This window comes from Arthrobacter bambusae (assembly GCF_030812595.1).
Taxonomy (GTDB): domain Bacteria; phylum Actinomycetota; class Actinomycetes; order Actinomycetales; family Micrococcaceae; genus Arthrobacter; species Arthrobacter bambusae_B.
In genome coordinates this window covers 72,041-98,095 of record NZ_JAUSSZ010000013.1, presented here as the reverse complement: position 1 = coordinate 98,095, position 26,055 = coordinate 72,041, and the positions used below count along the sequence as shown (strand labels likewise).

Sequence of the window (26,055 nt, the reverse complement as noted above, 5' to 3'; positions counted from 1 at the left end):
GCTGGGTGCGTGAGCATCCCAACCCCATATGAAGACCTCCTGCGTGACGTCATGGCCAATGGCACGCACAAGTCGGACCGCACGGGCACCGGCACGCGGAGCGTTTTCGGCCGCCAGTTGCGCTTCGATCTGAGCCAGGGTTTCCCGCTCATAACCACCAAGCGAGTGCACTTCAAATCGCTTGCGCTGGAGCTCTTGTGGTTCCTACGCGGCGAATCGAACGTGAAGTGGCTCCAGGACCAGGGCGTCACCATCTGGGATGAATGGGCGGACGCCGACGGCGAACTCGGCCCGGTTTACGGCGTGCAGTGGCGCAGCTGGCCGACTCCCGATGGCGGCCACATTGACCAGATCGCCGAAGTCATGAAGGGCCTGGCAGCCAACCCGGACTCACGGCGGCACATTGTCTCGGCTTGGAACGTGTCCGAGATCAAGGACATGGCCTTGCCGCCCTGCCACGCGTTCTTCCAGTTCTACGTTGCCGACGGCAAGTTGTCCTGCCAGTTGTACCAGCGCTCGGCCGACATGTTTCTTGGCGTTCCTTTCAACATCGCTTCCTATGCGTTGCTGACCTGCATGGTGGCCCAACAGCTGGGCCTTGAGCCCGGCGATTTCGTCTGGACCGGAGGGGACGTCCACGTCTACGACAACCACGTGGAGCAGGTCGCCGAGCAGCTCTCCCGGGAGCCTTACGAGTACCCGCAGTTGCACTTCGCCCGCAAGCCGGACTCGATCTTCGACTACACCCTCGAGGACTTCGAAGTAGTCGGCTACCGCCATCACCCCTCCATCAAAGCGCCTGTGGCGGTATGAGCACCCACGAAACCCCTGCCGCGGAGTCGCCTTCCTCCGAGGAGGCCGCGGAGGCCATGACCGGAATCGGCCTCGTATGGGCGCAAACGGCCGGCGGCGTAATCGGCAAGGGCGGCACCATGCCCTGGCACGTCCCCGAAGACCTGAAGCACTTCAGCGAGCTGACAACGGGACATCCGGTCATTATGGGCCGCAAGACCTGGGAGTCGTTCCCCGCGAAGTACCGCCCCTTGCCCGGGCGCACCAACATAGTGGTGACCCGGCAAAGCGGGTGGGCAGACTCGCCCGAAGCACGTGGCGCCGTCGTGGTCTCCTCCCTTGACGCGGCCCTGCTGGAGTCCCAGTTCGCTCCCGGCGGCCAGAACGTCTGGATCATTGGCGGAGGCGAAATCTACCGGCAGTCCATGGACATCGCGAATGTCGCCGTCGTCACCGTCATCGATTCCGACGTCGACGGCGACACTTTCGCGCCGGAGTTCGGCGAGGCCTGGAAACTTGAGGCGACGCGGCCGGCTGAAGGCTGGCTGACCTCCAAGAACGGCACCAACTACCGGATCGCCACGTGGCGCCGGACGGAAGACTGAGAATGCTGAAGAAACCTGAGACCCTGTTCGTCCTCGGCTACATGTTGTTGCCCCTCTTCGCGCTCTTGTCCGCGATCATTGGACTCACCATGATCCTGGGCGGCAACAAGATCCTGGGGATCATCGTCCTGGTAGTCGTGACGCAGGTCTTCGCTTTTGGCGCGTTCTACGCCCTGCGCGCCCGCAAGGCAGCCCTGTTGGAAGAGCCCGACGCCGGCAAGTAGGACGCGGCAAAGCTGCCGTCGCGGATTTCCTCGTGACGTAACCGACAGCGGCGGTGAGCCGCAAAAGTCTAGACTGTTTCAATGACTACAGCAGCTAATCCGTCCGTTGGACTGATCGGTTGGCGTGGCATGGTCGGCTCCGTCCTGATGCAGCGCATGCAGGAAGAGGGCGACTTCGCCAACATCAACCCGGTATTTTTCTCCACCTCGAACGCTGGAGGTGCCTCGCCGACCCTCGCTGGTGCAGCCGAAGGCAGCACCGGCAAGCTTGAGGACGCGTTCGATATTGAGACTCTTGCCAAGCTGCCGATTATTGTCACTGCCCAGGGCGGCGACTACACGAAGCAGGTCCACGGTGAGCTGCGCAGCCGGGGCTGGGACGGGCTGTGGATCGACGCCGCGTCGACGTTGCGCATGAACGACGATTCCATCATCGTGCTCGACCCCATCAACCGCGACGTGATCGACGCAGGCCTGTCCGGCGGCGTGAAGGACTACATCGGCGGCAACTGCACGGTCTCCTGCATGCTTATGGGGCTCGGCGGCCTGTTCAAGAACAACTTGGTCGAGTGGGGCACGTCCATGACGTACCAGGCGGCTTCCGGCGGCGGTGCCCGCCACATGCGCGAACTCCTCAACCAGTTCGGCGCCCTCAACAACGAAGTCAGCAGCGACCTGGACGATCCGGCCTCCGCGATCCTGGAAATCGACCGCAAGGTCCTGGCAACCCAGCGCACCGGCGTTGACGCCACCCAGTTCGGTGTGCCGCTGGCAGGTTCCCTGATCCCTTGGATCGATGCCGACCTCGGCAACGGCCAGTCCAAGGAAGAGTGGAAAGCCGGTGTGGAAACCAACAAGATCCTCGGCACGGGCGATGGAAAGCCGGGCAAGGACCATGTGGTCATGGACGGCCTCTGTGTCCGCATCGGTGCCATGCGCTCCCACTCCCAGGCGCTGACGCTCAAGTTGCGCGAGGACTTGTCCGTCGCCGAAATCGAGAAGCTCCTGGACGCGGACAATGAATGGGCCAAGGTTGTGCCCAACACCAAGGAGGCCTCCATGGCGGACCTCACCCCGGTGGCTGCCTCCGGCACCTTGGAAATCCCCGTGGGCCGTATCCGCAAGCTCGAGATGGGCCCTGAATACATCAGCGCCTTCACCGTGGGAGACCAGCTCCTCTGGGGCGCTGCCGAGCCGTTGCGCCGCATGCTGAAGATCGCTACCGGCACACTGTAGGCGTCCTGCCTCAGCCCTCCATGAACCGCAGGTACTTCGCGGCCTGGAGCTCGAAGGACCGCATGGCCGCCGGAGTCAGGCGTTCCGGGACGAACGGTTCGGGTTCGACGACGGCGCTCCGCCCGGTGCCGCTGCGGGACCATGTGCCCACCACTTCGCCGCCGGAGACGATCATCCGCTTGAAGACCCCGTTGCCGCCCGGAACGACCTTCTGGAAATGCTCCGGCGGCAGGACAAGGCTGCGGTCTGTGTACCCGAGCAGGAATTCATCGAATCCCGGCAAGGCGAGGACCGTCCGCGAGCCGGGAACGCCGCCGTCGAGCAGTGCCGCCGTCTCGGGCGACAGCCAATAGGGTGTTCCCCGGAAGTCGAGTTCAACAAGTTGGCCACGAATAGTCTCGTGGGCTGCCCGGACCTCGGCTTTGGGAATTTGGGTCCACCATGCGAAGTCAGCGAGCGTGGCCGGTCCGTGGCTGCGTATATACCTGAGCAGGAATTCGGCAATCCCGTCTTCACGGCCCAACGTCCTGGATTCCGGAATCCACTCATCGAAGGCGACGAACAGTTGCTGGCCAAGGGCTTTGCCTGCCGTGCCAGCCGGAGGCCCTTGGACCAGCCAAGCGTTCTGGCACAGAATCCAGAGCAAATGGATGCCGCGTTGGGCAGCGGTCACCTGGCCGGCGGATTCGAAGATCTTGAAAAGTTCCTCGCGAGTGGCGCCCGGACTACCGGTTACGCGTTCAAGGGCAAGATCCCGGCAAGTGGCGATGTCGGCCCCGTCGATGCCGAGCTCCCGGTGCCGGGCGGCGACGGAACGCATGGACCGATCGGTGGTGATAGCCAAGATCCAGCGCAAGTCACGGGGCGGAACCAGGTGGAGCGTCCCTCGCATGGGCCAAGAGCGGACCACCGTGCCCGTCTCCAGCGCTTCCAACACATTCGACAGGCGGGAACCGGGCACCCGCTGCCCCACGGCCCAGAACGCCGAAGCGAGGTCCTGGGCCTGCATGGCGCCCAGCCTGAAGACACATTCCTCCGGGCTGCTGAATCCCCCAAGCAATCCTTGGCTCGCAAGACGCAGCCTGCCCATGACCTTGGGAGTGACGCTGATCTTCACCGAAGCTGCCATGGGGCCATCATAGGGCTCATGGTGGACAGCTTCGGTCCTTAAAACAACGCTGGAGGAACTCCCATGCCGCTCACAGGGGCCTTCCAGCAGGCCCTCCTACGCTAGGTGAATGCTGTTCGGTGAGTTAGGTCCGCTGCTTCGGCCGCTCAGCCGACGGTTAGCGGCCGCTGGTTGGTGCGCCGCCGCCGTCGGACTTGTGTGCGGCCTGGCGATAGCTGTTGGTGCGGGGATTCGATTGTCCCCGCCGATGCAGGCCGTCCAGGAGGTGGGCCTCGCCGCCACCGGCGCCGCATCCCTCCTCCTGGGCCTTGCCGCCGCGTGCCAGCCTTCGTCCGATCGGCAGGTTGACGATCCCGAATCGGGCTTCCAGACAGGCGCGAGCGATCAAGTGCGCAGCTTCCTCCTTGCCGCTGTCGTCATGCTCCTGGGCGTGGCAGGCTTCGCGGCCGCCGGCTGGATCTCACCGGGTGGGCCCTCCCCGCAAAGCATCGCATTCAGCCAGATCTTCCTGCTGGGCGCCGCAAGCTGCGGGCTGACGTTCCTGCTGCTCAATAAGGTCCTCCCGACCGGAAAGCGCTGAAGCGCTCCTCCCGGCCAGCTATCCGGACTCCTACAGGGCCAAACCGATCAGTAGCGGCTCCGGATGCAGTTCGATGCCAAAGCGCTCGACGACGCCGCGGCGCACCTCGCGCGCGATGGCAACCAAATCCTCCGCGCTCGCTCCTCCCCTGTTGGTGATGGCCAGGGTGTGTTTGGTGGACAGCGAGGCCCGGCCGCCGGACACGCTCGAGGGATCGAGTCCGAATCCCTTTCCGAAGCCGGCTTGGTCGATCAGCCAGGCTGCGGACAGCTTGACGAGGCCATCGTTTCCAGCCGGGTACTGCGGCGCTCCGTCGGGCAGCGATGCAGCCGCCGCGGCCGGAACAATCGGGTTGGTGAAGAACGAACCCGTGGAATACGTGTCCCGGTCCGAAGCATCCAGGACCATCCCCTTGGAGGCACGGAGCCGCAGGACTTCGCGACGGACATCATTGGAATAGGCGCGTTTTCCGGCCTCGACCCCGAGGGACCGGGCCAGCTCGGCGTACCTGATGGGCGCGCTCATGCGTCCGAGCGGCAGCTGGAATTCGACGGTCAACACCACATAACGGGGTGAGCCCTCAGTAGTGGTCTGTTTGAGGATGGAGTCCCGGTAGCCGAACGTGAGTTCGGAGTTGGTGAAGGTTTGCACTGCATTGCGTTCACGGTCCCAGGTGCGGACGGCGGCGATGGTCTGTGAGACGTCGGCGCCGTAGGCCCCCACATTCTGCACAGGAGTGGCGCCCGTGGCTCCGGGGATGCCGGAGAGGGCTTCAAGTCCGGACCACGCGTGCAGCACGGAATGCTCCACCAGGGCATCCCAGTTGTGCCCGGCCTGGACCACCACGGAGACGCCTCCGCAGCTATCTTCCGAGTTGACGGCGAATCCCTGCGAAGCGATCTTGAGGACGGTGCCCGGGTATCCGGCGTCGGAGATCAGCAGATTGGATCCTCCGCCGATGATGAGCAGTTTCTCGCCTGCGGCATCCGCCGAGCGGACGGCGTCGATGATTTCCGCCTCGGTGCGGGCTTCCACGAAGGTGCCGGCAGGGCCACCAACGGCGGCCGTGGTCAGTTCGGAGAGCATCGTCTGGGTCACCAAACAAGCCTAGCGGGGATTGCGGCACCAGCCGACCCGAGGGGCACCAGCCCAGTCATGGGGCAGCAGCCGAGTCAGGAGTGCGCCGGTTCGGGTGAGCGCTTCCGGGAGACCGGCGCCAGGAAGAAGCTCGCTACCAGCAGGACCAGGACGGCGAGCAACGAATGCAGGATGCCGAAGTGCTCCGCCAGCAAGCCCAATAGCGGTGGACCGCAAAGGAAGGCTCCATAGCCGATCGTGGACACGACCGAAACCCGGGCAGCCGCGTGCGCTGGATCGTCCGCGGCGGCGGACATGCCCACCGGGAACCCCAAAGAGGCACCCAGGCCCCAGATGGCCAGGGCCACGAAGGCGAGCCAGGGAACGGGTGCGAAGACGAAGAGTCCCAGCCCGATGACGGCAGTGGCCGAGCACCAATGCATCACCGGAACACGGCCAAAGCGGTCCAATACCACCGTCCCGGCAAAGCGTCCCACCGTCATGAACGTGACGAAGATTCCGTAGCCCACGGCTCCGGCGGCGTCGGATTGACCGTGGCCATCGGTCAGCGCCAGGGCCACCCAGTCGCCGGCCGCGCCCTCTGCCAGGGCGAGCCCCAGGACAAGTACGCCGAGCAGGAGGGTACGGCGTTCACGCCAGGCCCGGGCCACCATGCGTTTGCTGTCCAGCGGTTCTCCCGGCTTCTGCTGGCCGGGCTGGATGATGGGCAGCGGCCCGGTTGAAGGATCTTCAAAGGTGTCCGGTTTTTCGGGCTTGAAGGCCTTTGCCCGCGCTACTGGCGTGGAGTCAGCACGGAACCACGCGGCCGCGGTCACCACGGATACCGCGACCACCAGGCCGGCCGCCGCCAGATGCCAAAAGACCGGCAGGGCAGCTGCAGCGGCCCACGCGCCGAGCCCCGCTCCCGCGACGGTGCCAAGGCTGAAGGATCCATGGAGACGGGGCATGATGTGCCGTTCAAGGGCGCGTTCCAGTGACGCTCCCTCCACATTGGACGCCGTGTTCCAGCTGGCCGTGCCGAGGCCGATCACCATGAGTCCAGCCGCAACAACCACCGGGTTAGCCAGCACAGACGTGCCAAGACCGGCCACTGCCAGGCCGAAGCCCACCATGGCGCCGCCGATCCTCGTGGTCAGTCGTGATCCGAGCCGGATAACGATCACCCCGGACGCGGACACGGAGAGGAACGAGGCCACCGTCATGCACATCAGCAGGAGGCCCACGGTCCCGGGCGTCAGGTGCAGGCCGTCACGGATGGCGGGCAAGCGGGAGACCCACGAGGAGAAGGCCAGGCCGCTGGCGCCGTACGCGACCACCACAGCAATGCGCCACCGCGACAATTCCGCCGCGGTGGCGCGACGTGGTGATTGTTGCTGCCTGCTCAAGCGAGCTTCACAACGGCCTGGGACTTCATCAGGACCTTCTGGCCGGCAAAGGTGACGGTCAGGTCGATGCGCGCGGTGCGGGCTTCGGCGTCGAGCGCTCCCACCACGCCGCCAACCTCGATCACGGCTCCGGGCTCGCTGGTCCCGGTGGTGTCGGTGACCAGGACCGGTTTGGTGAAGCGCGTCTGGTAGTCGACGACGGCGGCGGGGTCGCCGGCCCAGTCGCTGACCAGCTGAACGGCCGAGCCCATGGTGAACATACCGTGGGCGATCACTCCGGGAAGTTCGACGCTGGTGGCGAAGGATTCGTTCCAGTGGATGGGGTTGAAGTCGCCGGACGCACCGGCGTACTTGACCAGGTCCTGGCGGGTGACCTCGATGGTGGCGGTGCCGATCTCCTGGCCGACGGTGAGTTCTTCAAGTTTCAAGCTCATGGCTACTGTCCCTCTCCGCGGACCAGGATGGACGAGGTGGTGGTGGCGACACTTTCGCGCTGGTTGTCCTCGCGGACGGCGAAGATTTCCGCCCGGGTGGTGATCATGGCCCCGCCGCCCATGGCGCGGACGCCGTCGACGTGCAGTTCGGCGTGCAACTGATCCCCGGCAACGATCGGGCGATGGTGCGTGAAGCGCTGTTCGGCGTGCACCACGCGGCTGAAGTCGATCCCGGAATCCGGGTCCTCGATCAACTGGGCGTCCGCCCGCTGTGCGACGATGATCGCGAAGGTGGGCGGGGCGACCAGGTCGCTGTGGCCCAGGGCCCTGGCGGCATCGATGTCGAAGTGGGCAGGATGGGTGGCTTTCACGGCCCGGGCGAACTCCCGGATTTTTTCGCGGCCGACGTCGTACACCTCTGCGGCAGGGTAGCTGCGGCCCTGCAGGTTCGGGTTAACCGGATTTGATGTCATGCTCCAACCCTATCGGCCCGCGAGCCGCGAAGAAGTGCCAGCGCGCTACCCGGCGGTAGGTGCTCCGAACCATCTGGTGAGCGCGCCGGCGAGCCCAGACTGCGCCTCGTCGCCGACCCAGGCCACGTATCCGTCGGGCCGGATCAGCACTGCGGCTGGAGGCTGGACCTCGCCGAGTGCCGGGAGTTCCCAAGTGCCATGGTAAGTGGCGTCGATCAGCCGGACACGATCTGCCCACGGTGTGATGCCAATGCTGCCGGGTTCGCCAAGGTTGAGGAGCACCGGCCTGGCATCGTGCAGCAGGCTGAAGACTCGCAGCGGACCGCCCTGGGTGACAAGGTCGAGATCGGGCATGCGGCGTCCCAGCAGCGGGTGCCCCTCGCCGACGTCGTAATGTACATCGAGGCCCGACTGCATCGCGGCGAAGCGCTTGCGCGGTTCCTCCATGCCGAGGAGATCGGCGATGACCTCGCCCACGGCTTTCGTGCGTGCGTCCGGTCGGCGAAGCGCGACACTCGCCATCGTGTTGCGCAGCACGCGGGCCGCCACGGGGTGGCGCTCGGCGTGGTAGGTGTCGAGGAGGCTTTCCGGCGCTGTCCGCTTGACCACTTGGGCGAGCTTCCATCCCAGGTTCACGGCATCCTGCACGCCAGTGTTGAGGCCCTGTCCGCCGTCCGGGGCATGCACGTGTGCGGCGTCGCCGGCGAGCAGTACCCGCCTGTCACGGTAGCTCGCGGCCTGCCGGGTCATATCGGTGAATCTGGAGATCCAGATGGGACTGTGGATGCCGTAGTCCGTCCCGCATACGGCGATGAGCGCCTCGCTCAGGTCATGGAGGGTAGGTTCGGTGGCGGGCCCGATGTGCTGTTCGGTCACCATGACGCCCACGGGCCCACCCTCGGCGTAGACCACCTTGCCGTCGACAATTTTGTAGTCCAGCTTGCCGAAGGAGTGGATGCCATAGGCATTGGTGTGGACACCTAATGGCGGCGACTCGGCCATCTCGACCTGGGCGATCAGGGCGCTCGTGGTCGGATCCCAGCCGGGGAACTCAATGCCGGCTGCTTTACGGACCAGGCTGCGTCCGCCGTCGCACCCGACGAGGTACTCCGCGCGCAGCGGGCCGCCCGTGGAGATCCCGACGTCGACGCCGGTCTCGTCCTGCGCGAAATGCGTCACTTCGCGTCCGTAGTAGATCGGCACCGCCAGTTCGGCGACCCAGCCAGCCAGGATGCGCTCGATGTGGTTCTGCCACAGCCCGAGGCCGTAGTTGTGCCGCGTGGGAAAGTCGCTGATGTCGAAACGGACGCCGCCGAACCCGGCGACTTGGGCTATTTGCCCCTCGGACAGGAACCGATCGGCGATTCCGCGCTGATCGAGGACCTCGATGGTGCGGGAGTGCAAACCGCCTGCGCGGGACCCGGCGAGATCCTGGTTTGCACGTCGCTCCACAATCGCGACGTCGACGCCGGCCAACGCCAGTTCGCCCGCCAGCATCAGCCCTGTGGGGCCCGCTCCGGCGATCACCACCGCATGCTGGGTCATCGCCATGCTCGCGCTGCTTACTTCTTCAAGCCCTTGCGGACCTGCTGTCCGCGGACCACCATGCCCACGACATGCAGGACCAGGCCGAGCCCGATCACGAACAAGGACGTTACCGCGAGCCCTTGGTCATGGGAGGTATTGCCGATGATCGTGAGGATGATCCCGACGGCGATGAGCCCCATCGCGCTGAAAACCAGCGTCTTGTAGGCGGTAGAGGCAGTGGCCCAGAACTCGTTCAGCACCACCCAAGCTTAGGGCACGCAACCGGCCAACGCAGAGCGGGAGCCGCGTCCACAAACGCGCGACTGCAACGAACGCCCGCTCACATATGGCCGGTTCTAGACAGACGCCCGGTCACAAATGGCCGGTTCTAGACAGACGCCCGGTCACATATGGGCGGTTGTGGACGAACGCCCACTCACATCATCTGCAGGAGGAACCCGGCACTTGGGGACATACGTGACCGAGCGTCCCAGAAAGCTGGACATACGTGACCGAGCGTCCCGGAAAACCCCCAATTAGATGACCGAGCGTCCTGAAAAAGCCGGACATACGTGACCGAGCGTCGGGGGCTGCTGCGCTGCCCTTACAGCGAGGGCTGCACCCCGAAGGCCACGGCGAGTTTCATGATCTTTTCGGCGCGGCCGAGGCGCGGCAGGTCGGAGCCGTCGCGGATGACCCGGCCGTTGGCTTCGAAGTCGTTCATGAAGTCGGTGGCCCAGGCGACATCCGACGGCGTGGGACTGATGACCTCGTTGATGATCGTGGTCTGGTCGATGGCCAGGCAGAGCTTGCCTGTCATGCCCATGGTCACCGTGATGCCGGTCTGCTCGCGCAGGATCGGGTGGTTGGTGCCGACGGTGGGGCCGTCGATGGGTCCCGGCAGGTTGCCTACGCGGCTGGCCACAACGAGCTTGGCACGCGGGTAGGCCATCGCTTCAGGAGTGGCGGCCATGCCGGTGTCCCGGCGGAAGTCGCCCGAACCGAAGGCCAGGCGGAAGGCACCTTGGGCGCGGGCAATGTGGTTGGCCTCCTCGATGCCGAGGGCCGACTCCACGAGGGCGACCACCGGGGTCTTGCCGTCCATGCGGTGGAAGGACTCCGTCACCTGGTCCGCGGATTCGGTCTTGGCGAGCATGACGCCCAACAGGCCGGGCGTGCCCCGCAGCCCGGCGAGGTCATCGGCCCAGAACGGGCTTGTGGCGTCGTTGATGCGGACCCAGGCCTCGCCGCCGGCGGTCAGCCAGTTAATGACGTTCTCCCGGGCGGTGTCCTTCTGGGAGGGGTCCACTGCGTCTTCGATGTCAAGGATGATGGCGTCTGCGCGCGACGAGGCCGACTGCTCGAAAAGCTCCGTCTTCATGGCGTTCACGAGAAGCCAGGAACGGGCAATCTCGGCGGGAATCTTGCGGGTGGACCGAATGGATTCGGCGGCGGTGCTTGACGTCATGTATCTACCGTATCCGGCCAGCCGCCAGGAACGCTAAGAAACGGGCACCGGTGTGAGCATCAATACGAACAAAACGATTGTGACAGGCGGCCCCACGCCGACTTGGCGCGCTCAGGGGAGCTTGCTGCCCCGCGCAGCCACCCACAGGCCGTACCATTCGGCCCGCGTCATGGCTGCCGCAACGGCGGCGGCGTCCTTGCACGCAGCGATCCGCGCCGGGTTGGAACTGCCGAGCACCGGGGAAATACGGGCGGGATGCTTCATGAGCCACCCCGACATCACGGCCTCGGGGGTGACCCCCTTGGCTTCCGCGAGCTGGGCAACCAGAGCGGCAGTCGCACTGTCCGCGGCAGTGGGGGCATCCGGCGTCGAGCCCGTGTACCGGCCCTGGGCGAGGGATCCGTAGGCTTGCAGTTCAATTCCCTGGCTGACGCAGTGTTCCAAAGTGCCGTGCGGGAAGCTGTAGCCGAGGGCGTCGTCGTGGTTGACCAGGACGGTGCTCTCGAGCCAGGCCCGCCGGTGCAGGCTCATTTCCAGCTGATTGGCCACGATCGGCACCTCGAGCCGGTCCTGCAGGAAGGCGATCTGCGCGCCGGACATGTTGGAGACGCCCAGTTGCCGCACTTTGCCTTCCGCCATGAGCTGCCCGACGGCGGACGCCACCTCGGCGGGTTCCATCAGGGGGTCGGGGCGGTGGAGCAGCAGCACGTCGACGTAGTCGGTGCGCAACCGTTCCAGGCTTCCGTTGACCCGTTCCAGGATCGCGTCCCTGCTGAGGTCGTAATGTCCGTCGACGCCGGGCCGGCTGAGCCGGATTCCGCACTTGGTCTGGAGCTGGATCTTGTCCCGGAGCCCCGGCGTGCCGGCCAGGACTTCACCGAAGACTGCCTCGGCCTTGCCGTTGCGGTAGATGTCGGCATGGTCGAACAGGGCGATCCCGATGCCCATGGCCGCTTCGATCGCGGCCTCCGCCTGTTCGATTTCCGCAGCCCCGTATTCGCTGCCGTCCCACGGACCTCCGAGGCCCATGCATCCATAGATCAACCGGCCGCTCTTTGCACTCATTTTTCCAACTCTTTCACAACGCAAAGGAACGCGGGGTCACTTACGGCCCATCCCGAAGGACATTATGGGCCGTAAGTGACCCCGCGTCGCATGCAGGTTCTAGACGATCCAGGCCGTCGTGTTTGCCGGCAGTTGACCGCCCTCGAGCGGGGCGCTGCTCACGACGACGGTGCCCTCGGGAAGTGCCACCGGCTCGGTGCCGAAGTTGGTCACCGACTGCCAGCCGTTAGGCCTGGCGAAGTGCAGCACGGACTCGTTGCTGGACGGAATCCATTCAAGATTCTCGGCCGCCCGCAACTGCGACCGCAATTCCAGGGCCTTGCGGTACAGCTCCAGCGTTGATCCGGGAACGTTGTCCTGCGCGTCCACCGCGTAACCGGCGAACCATTCAGGCTGCGGCAAGTGGGCATGCGCATCTCCGAAGCCGAACGAGGAGCCTTCACTGGTCCACGGCAGCGGGACACGGCAACCGTCACGGCCCACGTCCACTCCCGGGTTACGGAAGAACGCCGGGTCCTGGCGCTGGCCGTCCGGGATGTCGCCGACTTCCTGCAGTCCAAGTTCTTCGCCCTGGTACAGGTATGCGGAGCCCGGCAGTGCGAGCATCAGCAGCGACGCGGCGCGGGCACGGCGCAAGCCGAGCTCGGCGTCGACGTCGGCAGGGGAACCGCCGTCGAGCAGCCATTGCTTGCCGTCCTGGCCCGAGCCGTCGCGGCCGCCGCCCGCGGGCAAGCCGTAGCGGGTGGCGTGCCGGACGACGTCATGGTTGGAGAAGACCCACGTCGACGAAGCACCGGAGGCCGCCGCCTCGCTGAGGTTCTTGGTGATGATCGTGCGGAACTGGCCGGCGTCGAAATCTGCCTTGAGGAGGTCGAAGTTGAACGCCTGGCCCAGTCCTTCGGGGCTGGCGTAGCGGGCACGGCGGTCCGCATGCACCCAGGCTTCGGCGACGGCCGTCCGCGGCGGGTTGTACTCATTGAAGACCTTGCGCCACTCGGCGTAGATTTCGTGCACCTCGTCGCGGTCCCAGAACGGGTGGGCGCCCAAAGCGTTTTCGCCTTCCTTGGGCAGCTCGGTCTTGGAAGGCAGAACCTCCGGCAGATCCTTCGTCAGGGCATGGGCGACGTCGATGCGGAAGCCGTCCACACCGCGGTCGGACCAGAAGCGCAGGGTCTTCAGGAAGTCCTCGCGAACCTCGGGGTTGTCCCAGTTGAAGTCGGGCTGCTCCTTGGTGAAGATGTGCATGTACCACTGGCCCGGGGTGCCATCCGGTTCGGTGATGCGTTCCCAAGCCGGGCCCCCGAAGACCGAGTCCCAGTCGGCCGGGGGCAGTTCACCGTTCTCGCCCAGGCCATCGCGGAAGATGTAGCGTTCACGCGCCGCCGAGCCCTTCGGGGAAGCCAGCGCCTCCTTGAACCATTCGTGCCGGTCCGAGGAGTGGTTCGGGACGATGTCCGCGATCAGTTTGATTCCTGCAGCGTGCAGGGCGGCCGCCATCTCATCGAAGTCGGCCAGAGTGCCCAACTTGGGGTCCACGTTGCGGTAGTCGTCGACGTCGTAGCCACCGTCAGCAAGGGCCGAGGGGTAGAACGGGCTCAACCAGACGGCGTCAATGCCGAGGGATTTCAGGTACGGAACCTTGGCGGTGATGCCCTTGATGTCGCCCAGGCCGTCGCCGTTCGCATCGTAAAAGCTGCGCGGGTAGATCTGGTAGACAGCCGCTTGGCGCCACCAGTTGGGATCGGCCATGCGCTCGGTGTCGGTGTGAGTTGCCATGGTGGCGGTGGAGGACAAAGGGAATCCTGTTCTGTGTCGACGCTGGATGGACATTGATGTCGAATTATTTATTTAGAATCTAAATTTAGTGCCTCTAGTATTATGTGACCCAGCTCTACAGGAGGTCAACAGCCATGCCTGAAATCGCAACTGCCACTCCGCAGATGCTCCGGCGGCTCAACGCGGCCACGGTTCTCGAAGTCATCCGTTCCTCCAACGCCGTGACCGTCTCGGAGCTTATGGACGCCACCGGCCTGACCCGCGCCACCACCATTTCGGTCTGCGAAGACCTCATGGCCCGCGGCTGGATCCGGGAGCTGGAAAACCAGCGCGATTTCGGCGCCTACCAGAAGGGGCGACCCGCGCGGCGCTTCGAGCTCGACGAAACTGCCGGTTGCGTCTTGGGGATCGACGTCGGCGTCCTCAAGACCACCGTGGTTGTCGCGGACCTGCGCGGCAGGACCATTGGACGGGCCAGCAAGCCATTTCCCGGCGTGGAGATCGAAGCGGACGAACGGATCCGGGTTATCAGCCAAACCGCACTGTTCGCCCTCGAGGCTGCCGGGGCGGCGCCGGACAGTGTCCTCGCGGTGACGGTAGGGCTTGCCGCCCCGGTGGGCCGCGACGGAAACATCCTCGTCAGCCAGCCGTTCTGGAGCCTGTTCGACGTCGGGCTGAAGAAGGCCCTGCACGATCTGCACGGGTGGGCTGTGGTACTCGAGAACGACGCCAACTTGGCCGCTCTCGGCGAGCGCTGGCGTGGCTCCGCCGTCGGGGTCGATGATCTCGTGGTGCTGTTGGCAGGCGAGCGCTTCGGCTCTGGCGTGATTGAATCCGGCAGGCTGCTCCACGGTACTGCCGGGGGTGCGGGTGAGATGGCCTACTTGGACATGGTGGACGGAGTAGGTTCACCCCACGGCCTCGCCGCGTTAGCCAGGATGTGGGCGGCGGAAGCCCTGGCGGGAAAGTCGAAAACCGCGCTGCGGACGGCGGCCGCGCCGGGCAGCGAGGTCACCGCACAACATGTGTTCGCAGCAGCCGCCGAGGGCGACAAGGTTGCACTGGGCATCCTGGACCGGCTTTCGGAGCGCCTGGCGCGGGTGGTCTCCACGGTGGCCATCTTGCTCAACCCGGAGCTCGTGGTGATCGGCGGCGCGGTGGCACATTCGGCGTCGGCCCTCCTCGAGCCGACCGCACGTAAGCTGGCTGCCTACACAGCCACTCCCCCGCGGTTGGCAGCATCCCCCTTGGGCGATGCGATTGTGGGCATCGGCGCGGTGCGCCACGCCCTGGACCGGGTGGAGGAGAACTCCTTGGATCTGGTGTTGCGGCGGGCCTGATCCCGCCGGTGTCCGGGACGCTGTAGCACCGGAGGCTAGTCCGGCATCGCCATGGTGCGCAGGTCCAGCTGGCGCAGCACCCGGTCGGCAACCTCGGGATCAGTGCCGGGTTCGCTCCGCGCCGCGACCACTTCCTGGCGGGCGGCGTCGAGGGCGATGGTCTGGACCGCGATCGCCAGTTCCCTGCCGCGTTGACGCTTTTCGGCGTCCGTCTCGTTCTTCAAGGTCCCGTCGAGTAGCTCGGCATGCAGGCGGGACATCCTTTCTTTCACGAGTGCCACCTTTTCCGCGGGCAACTCCTTCATCAGATCGTGTTCCTTGAGCGCGGAGATGGCGGCGGTCTGGGCGCGCTTGGCCAAGAGCCGCGAGGCATCCTTTTCGTGCGAACCGTCTTCGGATGCCTTGAGCACGCGCATGAGCCACGGAAGGGTCAGCCCCGGGAGCACCAAGGTGGCCAGCAGCACGGCGCATGCGATGACCAGGATCTCGTGCCGCGCCGGGAAGTCGCTACCGTCCGCAATAGTGGGCGGAAGCGCCAAGGCGAGCGCGAGCGTCGCGAGGCCGCGCATGCCGCACCAGGTCAAAATCAGGACCTCCTTGGGGGAGGTTGGCTGTAGCAGGTTCTTACGATTGCGGGCCGAGAGTGCCAAAAGCCCGAGCCAAGCGAAACGGACAACGAACACCAGTACGCAGACCGCCACGGCCGGGCCAATCATGCCGTAAATGGCTGTTCCTTCGTCCCGGATCACATGCCGGATTTCCAGCCCCACCAGGCCAAACGCCAGGCCCGTAGCGAGGAGTTCCACGACGTCCCAGAAGGCGGTACGGGTGACGCGTTCGGCCGCGTCCTGTGGCCGCGCGTGCCGCTGCGTCTCCAGGGCGGTGACGACGACGGCGATCACCCCCGAAGCGTGGAGTTCTTCCGCCAGGATGTAGGCGGCGAAGGGAATCACCAGGGTCACGGCACTTCGGGCCACCATGGAAGTGACCAACTTGGTGATGAGCTTGGTCAACCAGCCCATCGCCATGCCGACAATCACGGCCAGGGCCGCACCGAGGACGAATTGGAGCACGACGCCGGCGCCCAACCTGGTGCCGGAGACCGTAGCCGCCACCGCTGCTTGGAAGATCACGATCGCGGCGGCGTCGTTGAACAGGCCCTCGCTCTGCAGCACCGTGATGAGCCTGCGTGGCATGTGGACGCGACCAGCAACGGATTCGACCGCAACGGGGTCCGGCGGAGCCACCATGGCACCCAGTGCGATCGCCGCGGGTATGCCGATTCCTGGAATCATGAGCCACGCGGCGCCGGCAACGACCGCCGTCGTGACCACTACAAGCGCCACAGCCATAAGCAAAAGCGTCCGCCACCGCACCCGGAACACCGCCCAGGAACTCTTTTGGGCGGTCGCGAAGAGTAGCGGGGGGAGGAAGATCGGCAGGATCAGTTCGGGCGCGAGCTCAAATTCCGGGAACCCCGGAATGAAAGTCATCGCCGCAGCCAGCAACAGCATCAGCACCGGGTACGGAAGCCGCAAGCGGTCCCCCAAACCCACGGCGAAAACCGTTGCAAGCAGCAATCCAACAACGAGCGCCAACTGGTCCATGTTCCCGATTTCCCCATACTCCCGACGTCCAGTAGCGGCAACGTCCCGGCCACCTGCCGAGCGGGCCGCCCTACCAACATAGCCCGGCGGGGCGCATTCCAGCCCGGCAGGGCGGGGTCCTGCCCGGCAGTGCGCGGTTAAGACGCTGTGAGGGCTTCGACCACGGGCACCGAGCCGTCCCTGAAATTTATGGTGCGGCCGACAGTCTCAGGCAGTTCCAAGACAGCGGCTGCGACCAACGCAACGTTGGCCCGCGAGGTTTCCGTCCCGGCACCCGGATTTGCTGGGCTTACCTCAATGAGCGCAGACCCCGGATTGCTGGTCAGTGTCCCCGGGCCCAGGATCGTCCAGTCGAGATCAGTCGCGCGAAGGTACTCGTCCGCCGCCGCCTTGGCTTCCGCGTAGGCGTAGAAGCTGTTGTCCTCGGGAACCCCGTGGTCGGTGCCTGCCCCGAAGTAGGACACCATCACGTAGCGGGCCACGCCTGCTTGCCTCGCGGCATCCATCGAGCGGATGGCGGCGTCCCTGTCCACGGCATAGGTACGTTGCGGATTGCCTCCGCCTGCCCCAGCGGACCACACCACCCCGTCGTGGCCTTCCAGCGCAGAGGCGATCTCCGCAGTCGTCGAATTCTCGACGTCGAGCATCACCGGCGCCGAACCCGCCGCCGTGACGTCCGGTGCGTGGTCCGGATTGCGGATGAACGAAGTGACGGCGTGACCTTCGTTGCTCAGGATGCGGGAAAGTTGCAAGGCCACCTTGCCGTGGCCGCCAATGATTGCGATTCGACTCATGGACCCATTCTGTCGCAGTGGTCAAGCGCCGTGGCCAGCCCACCTCCAGGACGATCGATAATTTCCGAAAAATAGCCGTTCCGCATTCGCGGAAGGCGATGGGGAATTCGTCGAGTCTTCGGATAAATACGAGCGATATTTACTAAGCAGACTTACTTTAGTCCCCGCCAAATTTCCCCACCCAAGAGCCGGGAATCGGGGCCTCGCTGGTACCTCCGGCTACCGAAGAAGACCTGCGAGTGTTCTACGGAAAGCCGGAAATAAAAGCGAGTGGCATCCACTCGTGTGGAGTGAATTTCACATTTCTACACTCAAATCACCTGCAGCAGGAAAAGGAATACCTCGTTCATAAATCTCATTGATGGATTTATCCAAATAGCCGGGTTACATCCCGTTGATGGATTTATCCGAAATGGGCGGAATTGGGGCTTCCTCAGTGCTGCGCATTTAAGCAAAAGGGTCTCAACAAGCGCCATCCCTGCGCGGGCGTATCACTTCCCGGGCCAGCCAACCGACCGGCCCCAGAAACGATGAAACACGGGGATCTGACATGTATCAGCAGGAGTACAGGCACGGCGGGATCAGCGGAGGCAACCTCCTCGCCCTGATATTCGCGGGAATAAGAACGCTCGCCAGGTACAAGGCATCAATAGTCACCTGGGCAATCGTGGCAGCGGTGGCCTTTGCGGCCGTGACGATGCAGAACTACGCACAGGTACCTACGACGGCAACCGCGGGCGCCGCAATTGCTCCGCTCGTCGGCTCGGGAACGGAGATTGCCGCGCCTTCGCCGACCGCGGCCAGTACGGCCCCGGTTGGAAGCTCTGCCCCGGCAGCCACGCCGGCGCCAGTACCTTCACAGCCGCCGGCCGCCGTCGTGCCGTCAGCGCCCGCAGCGCCGCCGGCCGCAGTTCCGGCTCCGGCCGCTCCGGCCCAGGCGCCTGCGCCTGCGCCTGTCGCCAACGATTACACGGTGGTCAGCGGCGACACCGTGGGCTCGATAGCCGCCAGATTCGGCGTCGACGTCAACGCGATGCTGGCAGCCAACGGACTCAGCCCGTATTCCGTCATCGTGCCCGGTCAGGTGCTGAAGCTGGCGGGTCCTCCAGTTGCCGCGGCCGCGGCCGGACCAGCGCCAGCGCCCGCACCCGCACCCGCTCCCGCACAGGCTCCCGCGGCGGCTCCCGCTCCCGCGGTGCGAACCATCTATGTTGCGGGTTCAGGCGGTCAGGCCGCTGTGGACAGCTGCATTGGCCCCATCCATTTCACCCCCACGGACGCCTACTCGCTGTTCATCACCGAACATGATTTCTGCGGTGGATGGGCACGATTCTCGGGCATCGGCGTCGGCGAAACAGTGAGCATCCCCGGCTACGGTACGTACACGGTGACCGCGCGAGGCCAAGTTCCCCAGGGCGGGACCACCAACAATGTCGCAGCGGTATTCGGCGGCTTTCCTCGGGCGATACTGCAAACATGCATCCCGGGCACCAACCAGATGCTGGTGATTGCCCTGAATTAGGGATCCCACGCGAGCCGAATCCCGCGGTGCGGTGCACGGCGCTTCCATCCTGACCCTCTTTGGATCGGAGGAGGCCTCCCACATGGCGTGTCGTCGGCGTGTTGCGCCGAATTGTTTTTCAAAGAAGGTCAGGAAGGGAGGGCAAAATGTTCGGTCTCAAGAACTCGCCCCATAACCTCTATTTTGGGAGACTGAGTCAAGACCTGAGATTGGGGCGCACTTGGACGGACAGCAGTGGATCTGGGTTGCTGCGGTGCTGGTCATCGCCGCGATAGTGGCCATTGTCATGGCCTTTGGACGCCGGTAGAAATCCGCTGGTCTTTCCAAGCCACGCAGCTACCGGACGGCCGGCGTTTCGCATCATCGGCTTGGCTGTTTCGGCTCAGGCGCGGTCCGGGACCGACACGAGCCGCCCTGACCCGGACTGGGTCCCGCAGCCTGGCTGGGGCAGCTTCCCTAGCCGCTTCCCCTGGCGCGACAGCTTCGTGCGGATCCGCTCCGTGCGCCACAGCACGAGCAGGTGGAAAGAAAACATCAGCACAACTGTGATGCCAACGAAGACCACAAGGTCTATGAGATAGCGGCCAAAATCCACGAGCAAGGATGCCTTTCGGTCCGGACAACCTCCTGATCGTAGCCGGAGATAGCCCACAGACGAAATGAACCCCTACAGGGTGAACCTCAAGGAAACGCTAAGAAAAGATTAAGATTCAACTAAGACTTTTAGGCAACGTCGCAGGAGCGGGCCATGTGCGAAAAGCGCCGCCACTTGAGGATTGGGGGACACTCAAGTGGCGGCGTGACTCCAACGCTATCGGCATACAACCCGCCAAAAGTCAGATTTTTACGAAATCTTTACGGGCGAATGTTCGAGAGTCCCAGGCGCCGCCTGTCCCTCGCTGCCGGGCGGTGGCCGCGCATGGCGCGTAGCCACAGCGGTAGCTACACTCGGGCCGTTTTCGGGCGACTTCGGCGCATGAAAAAATCCCCCAGAACCGTTGAGTTCTAGGGGATTTTCTTGGTAGCGGTGGGGAGGCTCGATCTCCCGACCTCACGATTATGAGTCGTGCGCTCTAACCAACTGAGCTACACCGCCACGAATGAGAAAAACCTGCGCCAAGCCGGTCAAAACCGCCTTGACACAGGCCCTCATTCAGAGCCCCCCACCGGAATCGATCCGGTGACCTCGTTCTTACCAAGAACGCGCTCTACCACTGAGCTAGGGGGGCAACGAGTAAATACTCTACCGGAGGATTTCTCAGGCCACAAATCGGCTGCGAAACAGGGAAAAACGGCGTCGACATAATTTGCACCTGCGCCGCATCCTTGATCCAGAACGAGGCTGAAACTAGCCCACGAAGCGTGTCATCGGCCTCCACCACCACTTCGGCGAACTGCCGTGCCCGTCGGCGTCAGCACCGGCGTCGGGCATTGCGGTGCCGGCAACCACGCGGGCCCCTGCTTCCGCTGACGGGTCCGGCCCGGCACTTTGGACCGACTCCCCCGCCGGGACTTCAGCGGCCTCCTGCGGGGTCTTCGAGGGCCTAGCAGCAGTCTCCTGCCCAGCCTTGTCGAAGCCCAGGTTAAACCTGAACCACGGTTAAACAGGCAGAGACCGGCTCGAAAGCCGGCCTCTGTCCAGAAACCCAGGAACTAGTCCTGCTTACCACTTACCCTTGCGGTTGAAGTCGCGGTTGCCCGAGTCGCCGCCAGTGCGCGGCTTGCGTGCGCCGCGGTCGCCGTAGCTGCCGGACCCGGCGCCCGCGCTGCTGCGCTCGCTGTAGGAACGGCCGCCGCGGTCAGCGGAGGAACGCTCGCCACCGGCGTAGCCGCCGCGGTCGCCCTCGGACTTACGGAACTCCTTCTTGAAGCCACCATGGCCCTTGAAGTTTCCGCCGCGGCTGCCACCGGAGTAACCGCCACGCTCAGAGGCCGGCTTGCGGCCGTTGTCCAGCTCGAGGTGGATCAGCTCGCCGCCGATCCGGGTGCGGGACAGTGCACGCAGTTGCTCGGGGCTCAAGTCCGCCGGAAGCTCCACGAGGGAGTGGTCCGAGCGGATGTCGATGCCGCCGATCTGTGCCGAGGAGATGCCGCCTTCATTAGCAATGGCGCCAACGATCGAACCGGGCATGACGCGCTGGCGGCGTCCGACGGCGATCCGGTAGGTGGCGTTGCCCTCGGTCAGGGCGCGGGTCGGGCCACGGGAACCGAAGCCATCCTTGGAGCGCTCGCGCTTCTGGAATTCCGGTGCAGCCGGCAGTTCCTTGACCAGGAGCGGCTGGCCGCCCTGTGCCATGACAGCCAGCGCAGCGGCGATCTCCGAAGCCGGAACGTTGTGCTCCTCTTCGTAGGAAGCGATCAAGTCACGGAACGCTGCAACGTCCTCGGACTCGAGGGTCTCCGTGATCTTGTCCGCAAATTTGCCCAGGCGCAATGTGTTGACCGTCTCGGCCGTGGGCAAGTGCATCTGCTCAACCGGCTGGCGGGTGGCCTTCTCGATCGAACGCAGCAGGTACTTCTCCCGCGGAGTGATGAACAGGATGGCGTCGCCGCTACGGCCTGCACGGCCGGTACGGCCGATGCGGTGAACGTAGGACTCGGTGTCGTGCGGAATGTCGTAGTTGACCACGTGGCTGATGCGCTCAACGTCAAGGCCACGGGCCGCGACGTCGGTGGCAACCAGGATGTCGATGCGGCCTTCCTTCAGCGCGTCGACAGTTCGTTCGCGCTGCTGCTGCGGGATGTCGCCGTTGATGGCGGCAGCCTGGAAGCCGCGGGACTTCAGCTTGTCAGCAAGGTCCTCGGTGGCCATCTTGGTGCGAACGAAGGCGATGACGCCGTCGAACTCTTCCACCTCGAGGATGCGGGTCAGCGCATCGAGCTTGTGCGGGCCCATGACCTGGAGGAATCGCTGGCGCGTGTTGGCGCCAGTGGTGGTCTTGGACTTGACCGAGATCTCAGCCGGGTTGTTCAGGTATTGCTTGGACATGCGGCGGATCTGGCCCGGCATGGTGGCAGAGAACAGCGCAACCTGCCGGTCTTCCGGCGTCTGCTGGAAGATCTGCTCAACGTCTTCGGCGAAGCCCATGCGGAGCATCTCGTCGGCTTCGTCCAGGACGAGGTACTGCAGCTCGGACAGGTCCAGGGAACCCTTGGCAATGTGGTCGATGACGCGGCCAGGAGTACCGACAACAACCTGTGCACCGCGGCGCAGGCCGGCAAGCTGCGGGCCATAGGCGGAGCCACCGTAGACGGGGAGAACCGTGAAGTCATCAATGTGCTTGGCGTACGAGGTGAAGGCCTCGGCAACCTGGAGCGCAAGCTCGCGGGTCGGAGCGAGGACCAGGGCCTGGGTCTTGCGGGACGGGCCATTGAGGTCGTGGAGTTCGGCCAGGCGGGACAGTGCCGGTACTGCGAATGCTGCAGTCTTACCGGTGCCGGTCTGGGCAAGGCCCACGACGTCGCGGCCTTCGAGCAGCAGCGGAATGGTTGCTGCCTGGATCGGAGACGGCTTCTCATAGCCGACGTCCTGCAGCGCGGCCAGGACGCGGGGGTCGATTCCGAGGTCTACGAAGCGGATGCCCTCTTCATCGTCTTCGGCGGGTGCTGCAGCCTCGGCGGGAGCCTCAACCGGGGCCGGAGCCTCTGCAGGCGCTGCAGCCTCGATGAACTCAGCGGCGGGTGCGGTCTTGGCGGTCTCGGCGGCGGTCTCTGCGGCTTCGGCAGACTCGGCGGCGAACGGGTCGTTCAGGTTTTCGGGCATAGGGGAAAGTTTCCTCATCCATAGGGGGCCAGTCGGCGCGGCCCGGTTGGGCTTGGCCGCAGTACACGTTGCGGGCAGAAGAACCAGGTGGTTCTGGTGCTCGCAAGAAGTCCGGCGCTGTCGCAATCCCATGGCAGGACTTCCCGCTGCATCTCTTGGCTGCTATCTCAGCAGTCTGTACAGCGTTTTCTTCGCCCGGCTCTCCCTATGAAACTGCCCGCACACATTTTGCGGGCCCCAACACTGACCAGTCCTGCCTCAAGAATTGGGCAGGAAAAAGGGATTTCCGGAGTGGGGGATACATCCAGTGTAGGGCACGGATGGGCCCCATAGCGACTTAACGGCCGACGGCGGCGGTGAGCTTGCGCACAAAGCCCGGTTTCAGGCGTCCACCCCGTTACGGCGCATGAGCTTTTCGAAGCTGTCGTGGTAGTCGGACTGCAGGAGAATTTCTCCGTCCGCCTCGGCGTCGAGAAGCAACTGCATGTCATCGAGGTTGGGGTTGCTGAACCACTGCCCCACCGTGATGCCGTGTTTCGGCACAAATAGTTTGTGGATGTAGTCGCCTGCCGAAATGGACCCGGTCTTCACCACGCGCAGGTAGGTGCCGACCCGCCCTGCATCTGTGAAGCGCTTGACCCACTGCGGTTCATTCATGCGGCGCTGGAAAGTTGCGCACGGCACACGCGGGGAGGTGACCTCCACCTCGACCTCCAAACCGATCTTCCACCGTTCGCCGATCACGGCACCGCTGGTCTCGATCCCGGCAACTCGGAGGTTCTCCCCGAAGATTCCGGCGGGCATGTCTCTTTGCAGTTCATCTGCCCAGTAATCGGCGTCCGACTGGGAGTAGGCATAGAGCGCCTGGTCCTCGCCGCCGTGGTGGATCCGGCTCGCTTGGATGTCGCCGTGGATTCCCAGCTTGTGTACCTTCACCGGCCCGTCAACGGGCCGCTTGTCAATGGCCGTCACTCCGACCGACCCTTCGGGATCGGGCAGGAGCTCGTGTACCCGGCAAACAGCAAGCAACGATGCGGTATCCATGACTACAGTCTACGTAAGCAGCTACGGATCGAAGCGATATCCCATACCGGCCTCGGTGTGGAGGTGGCGCGGCTGTGCGGGGTCGCGTTCGAGCTTGCGCCGGAGCTGGGCGATGTAGACACGCAAGTACTGGGTCTCCTTGGCGTAGGCCTGCCCCCAGACCTGGGTCAGGATCTGCTGCTGGCTGACCAGCCGTCCGGCGTTGCGCACCAGCAACTCCAGGATGTTCCATTCCGTGGGCGTCAACCGCACCTCTGCGCCGTCTTTGGTGATCTTCTTGCCGGCCAGGTCAACCAGGAAGTCGGCGGTCTGGAGCGTCGGCACTTCATGCCGGGGCGCGGCCCGCCGCGAGGCGGCACGGAGCCTGGCGAGGAGTTCGTCAAGGCCGAACGGTTTTGTCACGTAGTCGTCGGCTCCGGCGTCGAGAGCCTCTACTTTGTCTTCCGAACCGTGCCGGGCGGACAACACGATAATGGGCATGGTGCTCCAGCCACGGATTCCCTTGATCACGTCCACGCCATCCATGTCCGGCAGCCCAAGGTCGAGCACCACAATGTCCACGGGTTGTTGGGCCGCAGCCTTCAGGGCGTCTTTGCCATTGCCGACGCTGATGGCGTGGTAGCCGTGGGCATGAAGGTTGATTTGCATTGCCCGGGCGATCTGGGCCTCATCTTCCACGATCAGCACGAGGTTCAAGGCCGCCCTCCTGTCCATAGAGGGAGTGTGACCACCATGGTCAGCCCGCCCCCGGGCGTCGTCTCAGCCATGAGCTTACCGCCCATGGCTTCGGTGAATCCCTTGGCGACGGCAAGTCCCAATCCGATTCCGCTGCGACCGTCCCGGCTGGACGGGGAATCATCGAGCCGTTGGAAAGGCTGGAAAAGCTCCAGGACTGCCGCGGGTGCGATTCCCGAACCATGATCAACCACCCGCAGTTCGCTGGCGGGCCGGCCATCCACCGTAATACCGGCGCCGGTCCGGGCCACGAGCACCACATCGGAATCAGGCGCGTACTTCACGGCGTTCTCCACGAGGTTCGCCACGACGCGTTCAAGCATCCCGGCGTCGGCCTCGATGTACGGAAGGTTGGCCGGCAGTTCGTTGCGGATGCGCTCCCCCGGGACGCCCCGCAAAGCCTCCGGCATGATCTGGTGCCAGCCCAGCCCGCGCAGCAGCGGGTTCACGGCATCTGCGGTGATACGGGACATGTCCAGCAAGTTATCCACCAAGTGGTCCAAACGGTCCGCGTAGTCCTCGATGGTGGCCAATAGTTCGCGCTCGTCTTCCGGGGCAAAAGTCACGTCTTCCTGGCGCAGACTGCTGACGGCAAGCTTGATCCCCGCGAGAGGAGTGCGGAGATCGTGGGAGACGGCGCGCAGGATGGAGGTCCGCATTTTGTTGCCCTCCGCCAAGCGTGCGTTGTCCTGCCTGCTCTTGACCAACTGCTGGCGCTCCCGAACCGCCACCACGAAGGCGCCGAACGCGGCGAGCATGCGCCGGTGCTGTTCGGAAAGCGGGCCACCCCGGAGCAGGAGCGTGTAATTGCGGTCGACGACGGCGGCATGGTCGGCGGCCGCATGGGTCACCGGCGGCTGAAGACCGGAGCTTGCAAGGACCTGCCAGCCGGAGCCCGGGGCGTCCGGCGAATCAAACGTGGACAGCAGCGTCACCGCGTCCATGCCGAGGTTGACACGGATCTTGTCCAGGAAAGACTCGAGGCTGCCGTCCGAGCTCAGGATACGAAGCGCCAATTCGCTCAAGGCTCTTGCCTCGGCGCCGGAATGCGCTGCCTCCTGGGCCCGCCGGGTTGCTAAACCGACCGCGAGCGCCACGCCGCAGGCCACCGCAAGGAAGATGACCAGGGTGAATAGCGTGGAGGGATCCGCGATGGATAAGGAGCCCACCGGATCGGCCGAGAAGTAGTTCAAGAGCATGCTGCCCAGGACCGCGGACACGACAGCTGGCCACAACCCCCCGATGGCGGCAACTGCCGCCGAGGCGGCGAGTTGGAAGAGCATGGTCATCGCGAAGTTCCGGTATCCCAGCGCGGAGACGAGGACTTCGATGGCGGAGGGTAGCAGGAGTGCCAGGACCAGGCCCGCCAGGATCCGGCGTCGCCCGATCCCCTTGGCTGCCTGAAGCTGCAGCCCTATTGCGTTCACATCAGCGGCGGCCATGGCTCAATTCTGGCAC

The 26,055-nt window shown here is 64.7% G+C and carries 24 protein-coding genes and 2 tRNA genes; 7 read left to right on the top strand and 19 right to left on the bottom strand.

Annotation, left to right across the window (positions count from 1 at the left end; genetic code table 11):
- Positions 1–9 precede the first annotated feature (9 nt).
- The 4 genes from J2S96_RS16315 to asd all read left to right on the top strand — a co-directional run bounded on the left by J2S96_RS16315 (position 10) and on the right by asd (position 2,857).
- Complete coding sequence (locus J2S96_RS16315) at positions 10–813, top strand: thymidylate synthase (protein ID WP_306865726.1); 804 nt, start codon at positions 10–12, stop codon at positions 811–813.
- On the top strand, positions 810–1,397 hold the full coding sequence (locus tag J2S96_RS16310; protein ID WP_306865723.1) for a dihydrofolate reductase: 588 nt from the start codon (positions 810–812) through the stop codon (positions 1,395–1,397). The genes J2S96_RS16315 and J2S96_RS16310 overlap by 4 nt, the downstream gene beginning before the upstream one ends.
- A 2-nt stretch (positions 1,398–1,399) precedes the next feature.
- Positions 1,400–1,621, top strand: a complete 222-nt coding sequence (locus J2S96_RS16305; RefSeq protein ID WP_306865721.1) for an NF038396 family protein — start codon at positions 1,400–1,402, stop codon at positions 1,619–1,621.
- Between the two features lie 81 nt (positions 1,622–1,702).
- Positions 1,703–2,857 carry an aspartate-semialdehyde dehydrogenase gene (asd, locus tag J2S96_RS16300; RefSeq protein WP_306865719.1) on the top strand — a complete coding sequence of 385 codons (1,155 nt, stop codon included), beginning with the start codon at positions 1,703–1,705 and terminating at the stop codon, positions 2,855–2,857.
- Positions 2,858–2,867: 10 nt separating this feature from the next.
- Here asd and J2S96_RS16295 read toward each other — a convergent pair whose 3' ends face one another.
- Positions 2,868–3,986, bottom strand: coding sequence for a winged helix DNA-binding domain-containing protein (locus tag J2S96_RS16295; protein ID WP_306865718.1), 1,119 nt, complete (start codon positions 3,984–3,986; stop codon positions 2,868–2,870).
- Between the two features lie 247 nt (positions 3,987–4,233).
- Here J2S96_RS16295 and J2S96_RS16290 point away from each other — a divergent pair, with 247 nt between their 5' ends.
- Positions 4,234–4,566: a hypothetical protein gene (locus tag J2S96_RS16290; protein WP_306865716.1), complete on the top strand. Its 333-nt coding sequence runs from the start codon at positions 4,234–4,236 to the stop codon at positions 4,564–4,566.
- A gap of 30 nt (positions 4,567–4,596) precedes the next feature.
- On the opposite strand, the gene J2S96_RS16285 is transcribed toward J2S96_RS16290, so the two are convergent.
- From J2S96_RS16285 to J2S96_RS16245, 9 genes are all read right to left on the bottom strand, one after another.
- Entirely contained in the window at positions 4,597–5,664 is a 1,068-nt protein-coding gene (locus J2S96_RS16285; protein WP_306865714.1) for a UDP-N-acetylmuramate dehydrogenase, read from the bottom strand.
- Positions 5,665–5,738: 74 nt separating this feature from the next.
- Complete coding sequence (locus J2S96_RS16280) at positions 5,739–7,049, bottom strand: MFS transporter (RefSeq protein WP_306865712.1); 1,311 nt, start codon at positions 7,047–7,049, stop codon at positions 5,739–5,741.
- Positions 7,046–7,483 (bottom strand): MaoC family dehydratase, encoded by a 438-nt coding sequence (locus J2S96_RS16275; protein ID WP_306865710.1) that lies wholly within the window; start codon positions 7,481–7,483, stop codon positions 7,046–7,048. The genes J2S96_RS16280 and J2S96_RS16275 overlap by 4 nt, the downstream gene beginning before the upstream one ends.
- Before the next feature lie 2 nt (positions 7,484–7,485).
- Positions 7,486–7,956, bottom strand: a complete 471-nt coding sequence (locus J2S96_RS16270; RefSeq protein WP_306865707.1) for an FAS1-like dehydratase domain-containing protein — start codon at positions 7,954–7,956, stop codon at positions 7,486–7,488.
- A 45-nt stretch (positions 7,957–8,001) separates the two neighbouring features.
- The gene (locus J2S96_RS16265) at positions 8,002–9,507 is read right to left on the bottom strand and encodes an FAD-dependent monooxygenase (protein ID WP_306865705.1); all 1,506 of its coding nucleotides are present in this window, start codon (positions 9,505–9,507) and stop codon (positions 8,002–8,004) included.
- 11 nt (positions 9,508–9,518) lie between these two features.
- A complete protein-coding gene (locus J2S96_RS16260) occupies positions 9,519–9,743 on the bottom strand; it encodes a DUF3188 domain-containing protein (protein ID WP_306865703.1) in 225 nt (74 codons plus the stop codon).
- Positions 9,744–10,087: 344 nt separating this feature from the next.
- Entirely contained in the window at positions 10,088–10,951 is an 864-nt protein-coding gene (locus J2S96_RS16255; protein WP_306865701.1) for an HpcH/HpaI aldolase/citrate lyase family protein, read from the bottom strand.
- 111 nt (positions 10,952–11,062) lie between these two features.
- Complete coding sequence (locus J2S96_RS16250; RefSeq protein ID WP_306865699.1) at positions 11,063–12,016, bottom strand: aldo/keto reductase; 954 nt, start codon at positions 12,014–12,016, stop codon at positions 11,063–11,065.
- A gap of 99 nt (positions 12,017–12,115) precedes the next feature.
- The gene (locus J2S96_RS16245) at positions 12,116–13,810 is read right to left on the bottom strand and encodes a glycoside hydrolase family 13 protein (protein WP_306865697.1); all 1,695 of its coding nucleotides are present in this window, start codon (positions 13,808–13,810) and stop codon (positions 12,116–12,118) included.
- A gap of 116 nt (positions 13,811–13,926) precedes the next feature.
- Here J2S96_RS16245 and J2S96_RS16240 point away from each other — a divergent pair, with 116 nt between their 5' ends.
- The gene (locus J2S96_RS16240) at positions 13,927–15,132 is read left to right on the top strand and encodes an ROK family transcriptional regulator (RefSeq protein ID WP_306865695.1); all 1,206 of its coding nucleotides are present in this window, start codon (positions 13,927–13,929) and stop codon (positions 15,130–15,132) included.
- Positions 15,133–15,167: 35 nt separating this feature from the next.
- Here the strand turns inward: J2S96_RS16240 and J2S96_RS16235 are convergent, their stop codons facing one another.
- Both J2S96_RS16235 and J2S96_RS16230 read right to left on the bottom strand, forming a co-directional pair.
- Positions 15,168–16,739: a Na+/H+ antiporter gene (locus J2S96_RS16235; RefSeq protein WP_306865693.1), complete on the bottom strand. Its 1,572-nt coding sequence runs from the start codon at positions 16,737–16,739 to the stop codon at positions 15,168–15,170.
- Positions 16,740–16,876: 137 nt separating this feature from the next.
- Positions 16,877–17,533, bottom strand: a complete 657-nt coding sequence (locus tag J2S96_RS16230; protein ID WP_306865691.1) for an NAD(P)-binding oxidoreductase — start codon at positions 17,531–17,533, stop codon at positions 16,877–16,879.
- 550 nt (positions 17,534–18,083) lie between these two features.
- Between J2S96_RS16230 and J2S96_RS16225 the strand changes: the two genes are divergently transcribed.
- The gene (locus tag J2S96_RS16225) at positions 18,084–19,055 is read left to right on the top strand and encodes a LysM peptidoglycan-binding domain-containing protein (protein WP_306865689.1); all 972 of its coding nucleotides are present in this window, start codon (positions 18,084–18,086) and stop codon (positions 19,053–19,055) included.
- Between the two features lie 382 nt (positions 19,056–19,437).
- Here the strand turns inward: J2S96_RS16225 and J2S96_RS16220 are convergent, their stop codons facing one another.
- The 7 genes from J2S96_RS16220 to J2S96_RS16190 form a co-directional block, all read right to left on the bottom strand.
- Positions 19,438–19,650, bottom strand: coding sequence for a hypothetical protein (locus tag J2S96_RS16220; RefSeq protein WP_306865687.1), 213 nt, complete (start codon positions 19,648–19,650; stop codon positions 19,438–19,440).
- Between the two features lie 424 nt (positions 19,651–20,074).
- Positions 20,075–20,151: transfer RNA gene (locus tag J2S96_RS16215), tRNA-Met, on the bottom strand.
- A gap of 61 nt (positions 20,152–20,212) precedes the next feature.
- Positions 20,213–20,284 (bottom strand) — tRNA-Thr (locus tag J2S96_RS16210).
- Positions 20,285–20,718: 434 nt separating this feature from the next.
- Positions 20,719–22,818 (bottom strand): DEAD/DEAH box helicase, encoded by a 2,100-nt coding sequence (locus tag J2S96_RS16205; RefSeq protein WP_306865685.1) that lies wholly within the window; start codon positions 22,816–22,818, stop codon positions 20,719–20,721.
- A 381-nt stretch (positions 22,819–23,199) separates the two neighbouring features.
- Positions 23,200–23,862, bottom strand: coding sequence for an MOSC domain-containing protein (locus J2S96_RS16200; RefSeq protein WP_306865683.1), 663 nt, complete (start codon positions 23,860–23,862; stop codon positions 23,200–23,202).
- Positions 23,863–23,883: 21 nt separating this feature from the next.
- Positions 23,884–24,558 (bottom strand): response regulator, encoded by a 675-nt coding sequence (locus J2S96_RS16195; protein ID WP_306865752.1) that lies wholly within the window; start codon positions 24,556–24,558, stop codon positions 23,884–23,886.
- A complete protein-coding gene (locus J2S96_RS16190; protein ID WP_306865681.1) occupies positions 24,555–26,039 on the bottom strand; it encodes a sensor histidine kinase in 1,485 nt (494 codons plus the stop codon). The genes J2S96_RS16195 and J2S96_RS16190 overlap by 4 nt, the downstream gene beginning before the upstream one ends.
- Between the last annotated feature and the right edge of the window lie 16 nt (positions 26,040–26,055).

Coding starts and splice junctions, on each gene's coding strand:
- J2S96_RS16295 (WP_306865718.1), bottom strand. CDS start 3,986: ATGGCAGCTTCGGTGAAGATCAGCGTCACTCCCAAGGTCATGGGCAGG.
- J2S96_RS16270 (WP_306865707.1), bottom strand. CDS start 7,956: ATGACATCAAATCCGGTTAACCCGAACCTGCAGGGCCGCAGCTACCCT.
- J2S96_RS16240 (WP_306865695.1), top strand. CDS start 13,927: ATGCCTGAAATCGCAACTGCCACTCCGCAGATGCTCCGGCGGCTCAAC.
- J2S96_RS16190 (WP_306865681.1), bottom strand. CDS start 26,039: ATGGCCGCCGCTGATGTGAACGCAATAGGGCTGCAGCTTCAGGCAGCC.
- J2S96_RS16305 (WP_306865721.1), top strand. CDS start 1,400: ATGCTGAAGAAACCTGAGACCCTGTTCGTCCTCGGCTACATGTTGTTG.
- J2S96_RS16200 (WP_306865683.1), bottom strand. CDS start 23,862: ATGGATACCGCATCGTTGCTTGCTGTTTGCCGGGTACACGAGCTCCTG.
- J2S96_RS16265 (WP_306865705.1), bottom strand. CDS start 9,507: ATGGCGATGACCCAGCATGCGGTGGTGATCGCCGGAGCGGGCCCCACA.
- J2S96_RS16255 (WP_306865701.1), bottom strand. CDS start 10,951: ATGACGTCAAGCACCGCCGCCGAATCCATTCGGTCCACCCGCAAGATT.
- J2S96_RS16275 (WP_306865710.1), bottom strand. CDS start 7,483: ATGAGCTTGAAACTTGAAGAACTCACCGTCGGCCAGGAGATCGGCACC.
- J2S96_RS16230 (WP_306865691.1), bottom strand. CDS start 17,533: ATGAGTCGAATCGCAATCATTGGCGGCCACGGCAAGGTGGCCTTGCAA.
- J2S96_RS16235 (WP_306865693.1), bottom strand. CDS start 16,739: ATGGACCAGTTGGCGCTCGTTGTTGGATTGCTGCTTGCAACGGTTTTC.
- J2S96_RS16205 (WP_306865685.1), bottom strand. CDS start 22,818: ATGCCCGAAAACCTGAACGACCCGTTCGCCGCCGAGTCTGCCGAAGCC.
- J2S96_RS16225 (WP_306865689.1), top strand. CDS start 18,084: ATGTATCAGCAGGAGTACAGGCACGGCGGGATCAGCGGAGGCAACCTC.
- J2S96_RS16250 (WP_306865699.1), bottom strand. CDS start 12,016: ATGAGTGCAAAGAGCGGCCGGTTGATCTATGGATGCATGGGCCTCGGA.
- J2S96_RS16290 (WP_306865716.1), top strand. CDS start 4,234: ATGCAGGCCGTCCAGGAGGTGGGCCTCGCCGCCACCGGCGCCGCATCC.
- asd (WP_306865719.1), top strand. CDS start 1,703: ATGACTACAGCAGCTAATCCGTCCGTTGGACTGATCGGTTGGCGTGGC.
- J2S96_RS16310 (WP_306865723.1), top strand. CDS start 810: ATGAGCACCCACGAAACCCCTGCCGCGGAGTCGCCTTCCTCCGAGGAG.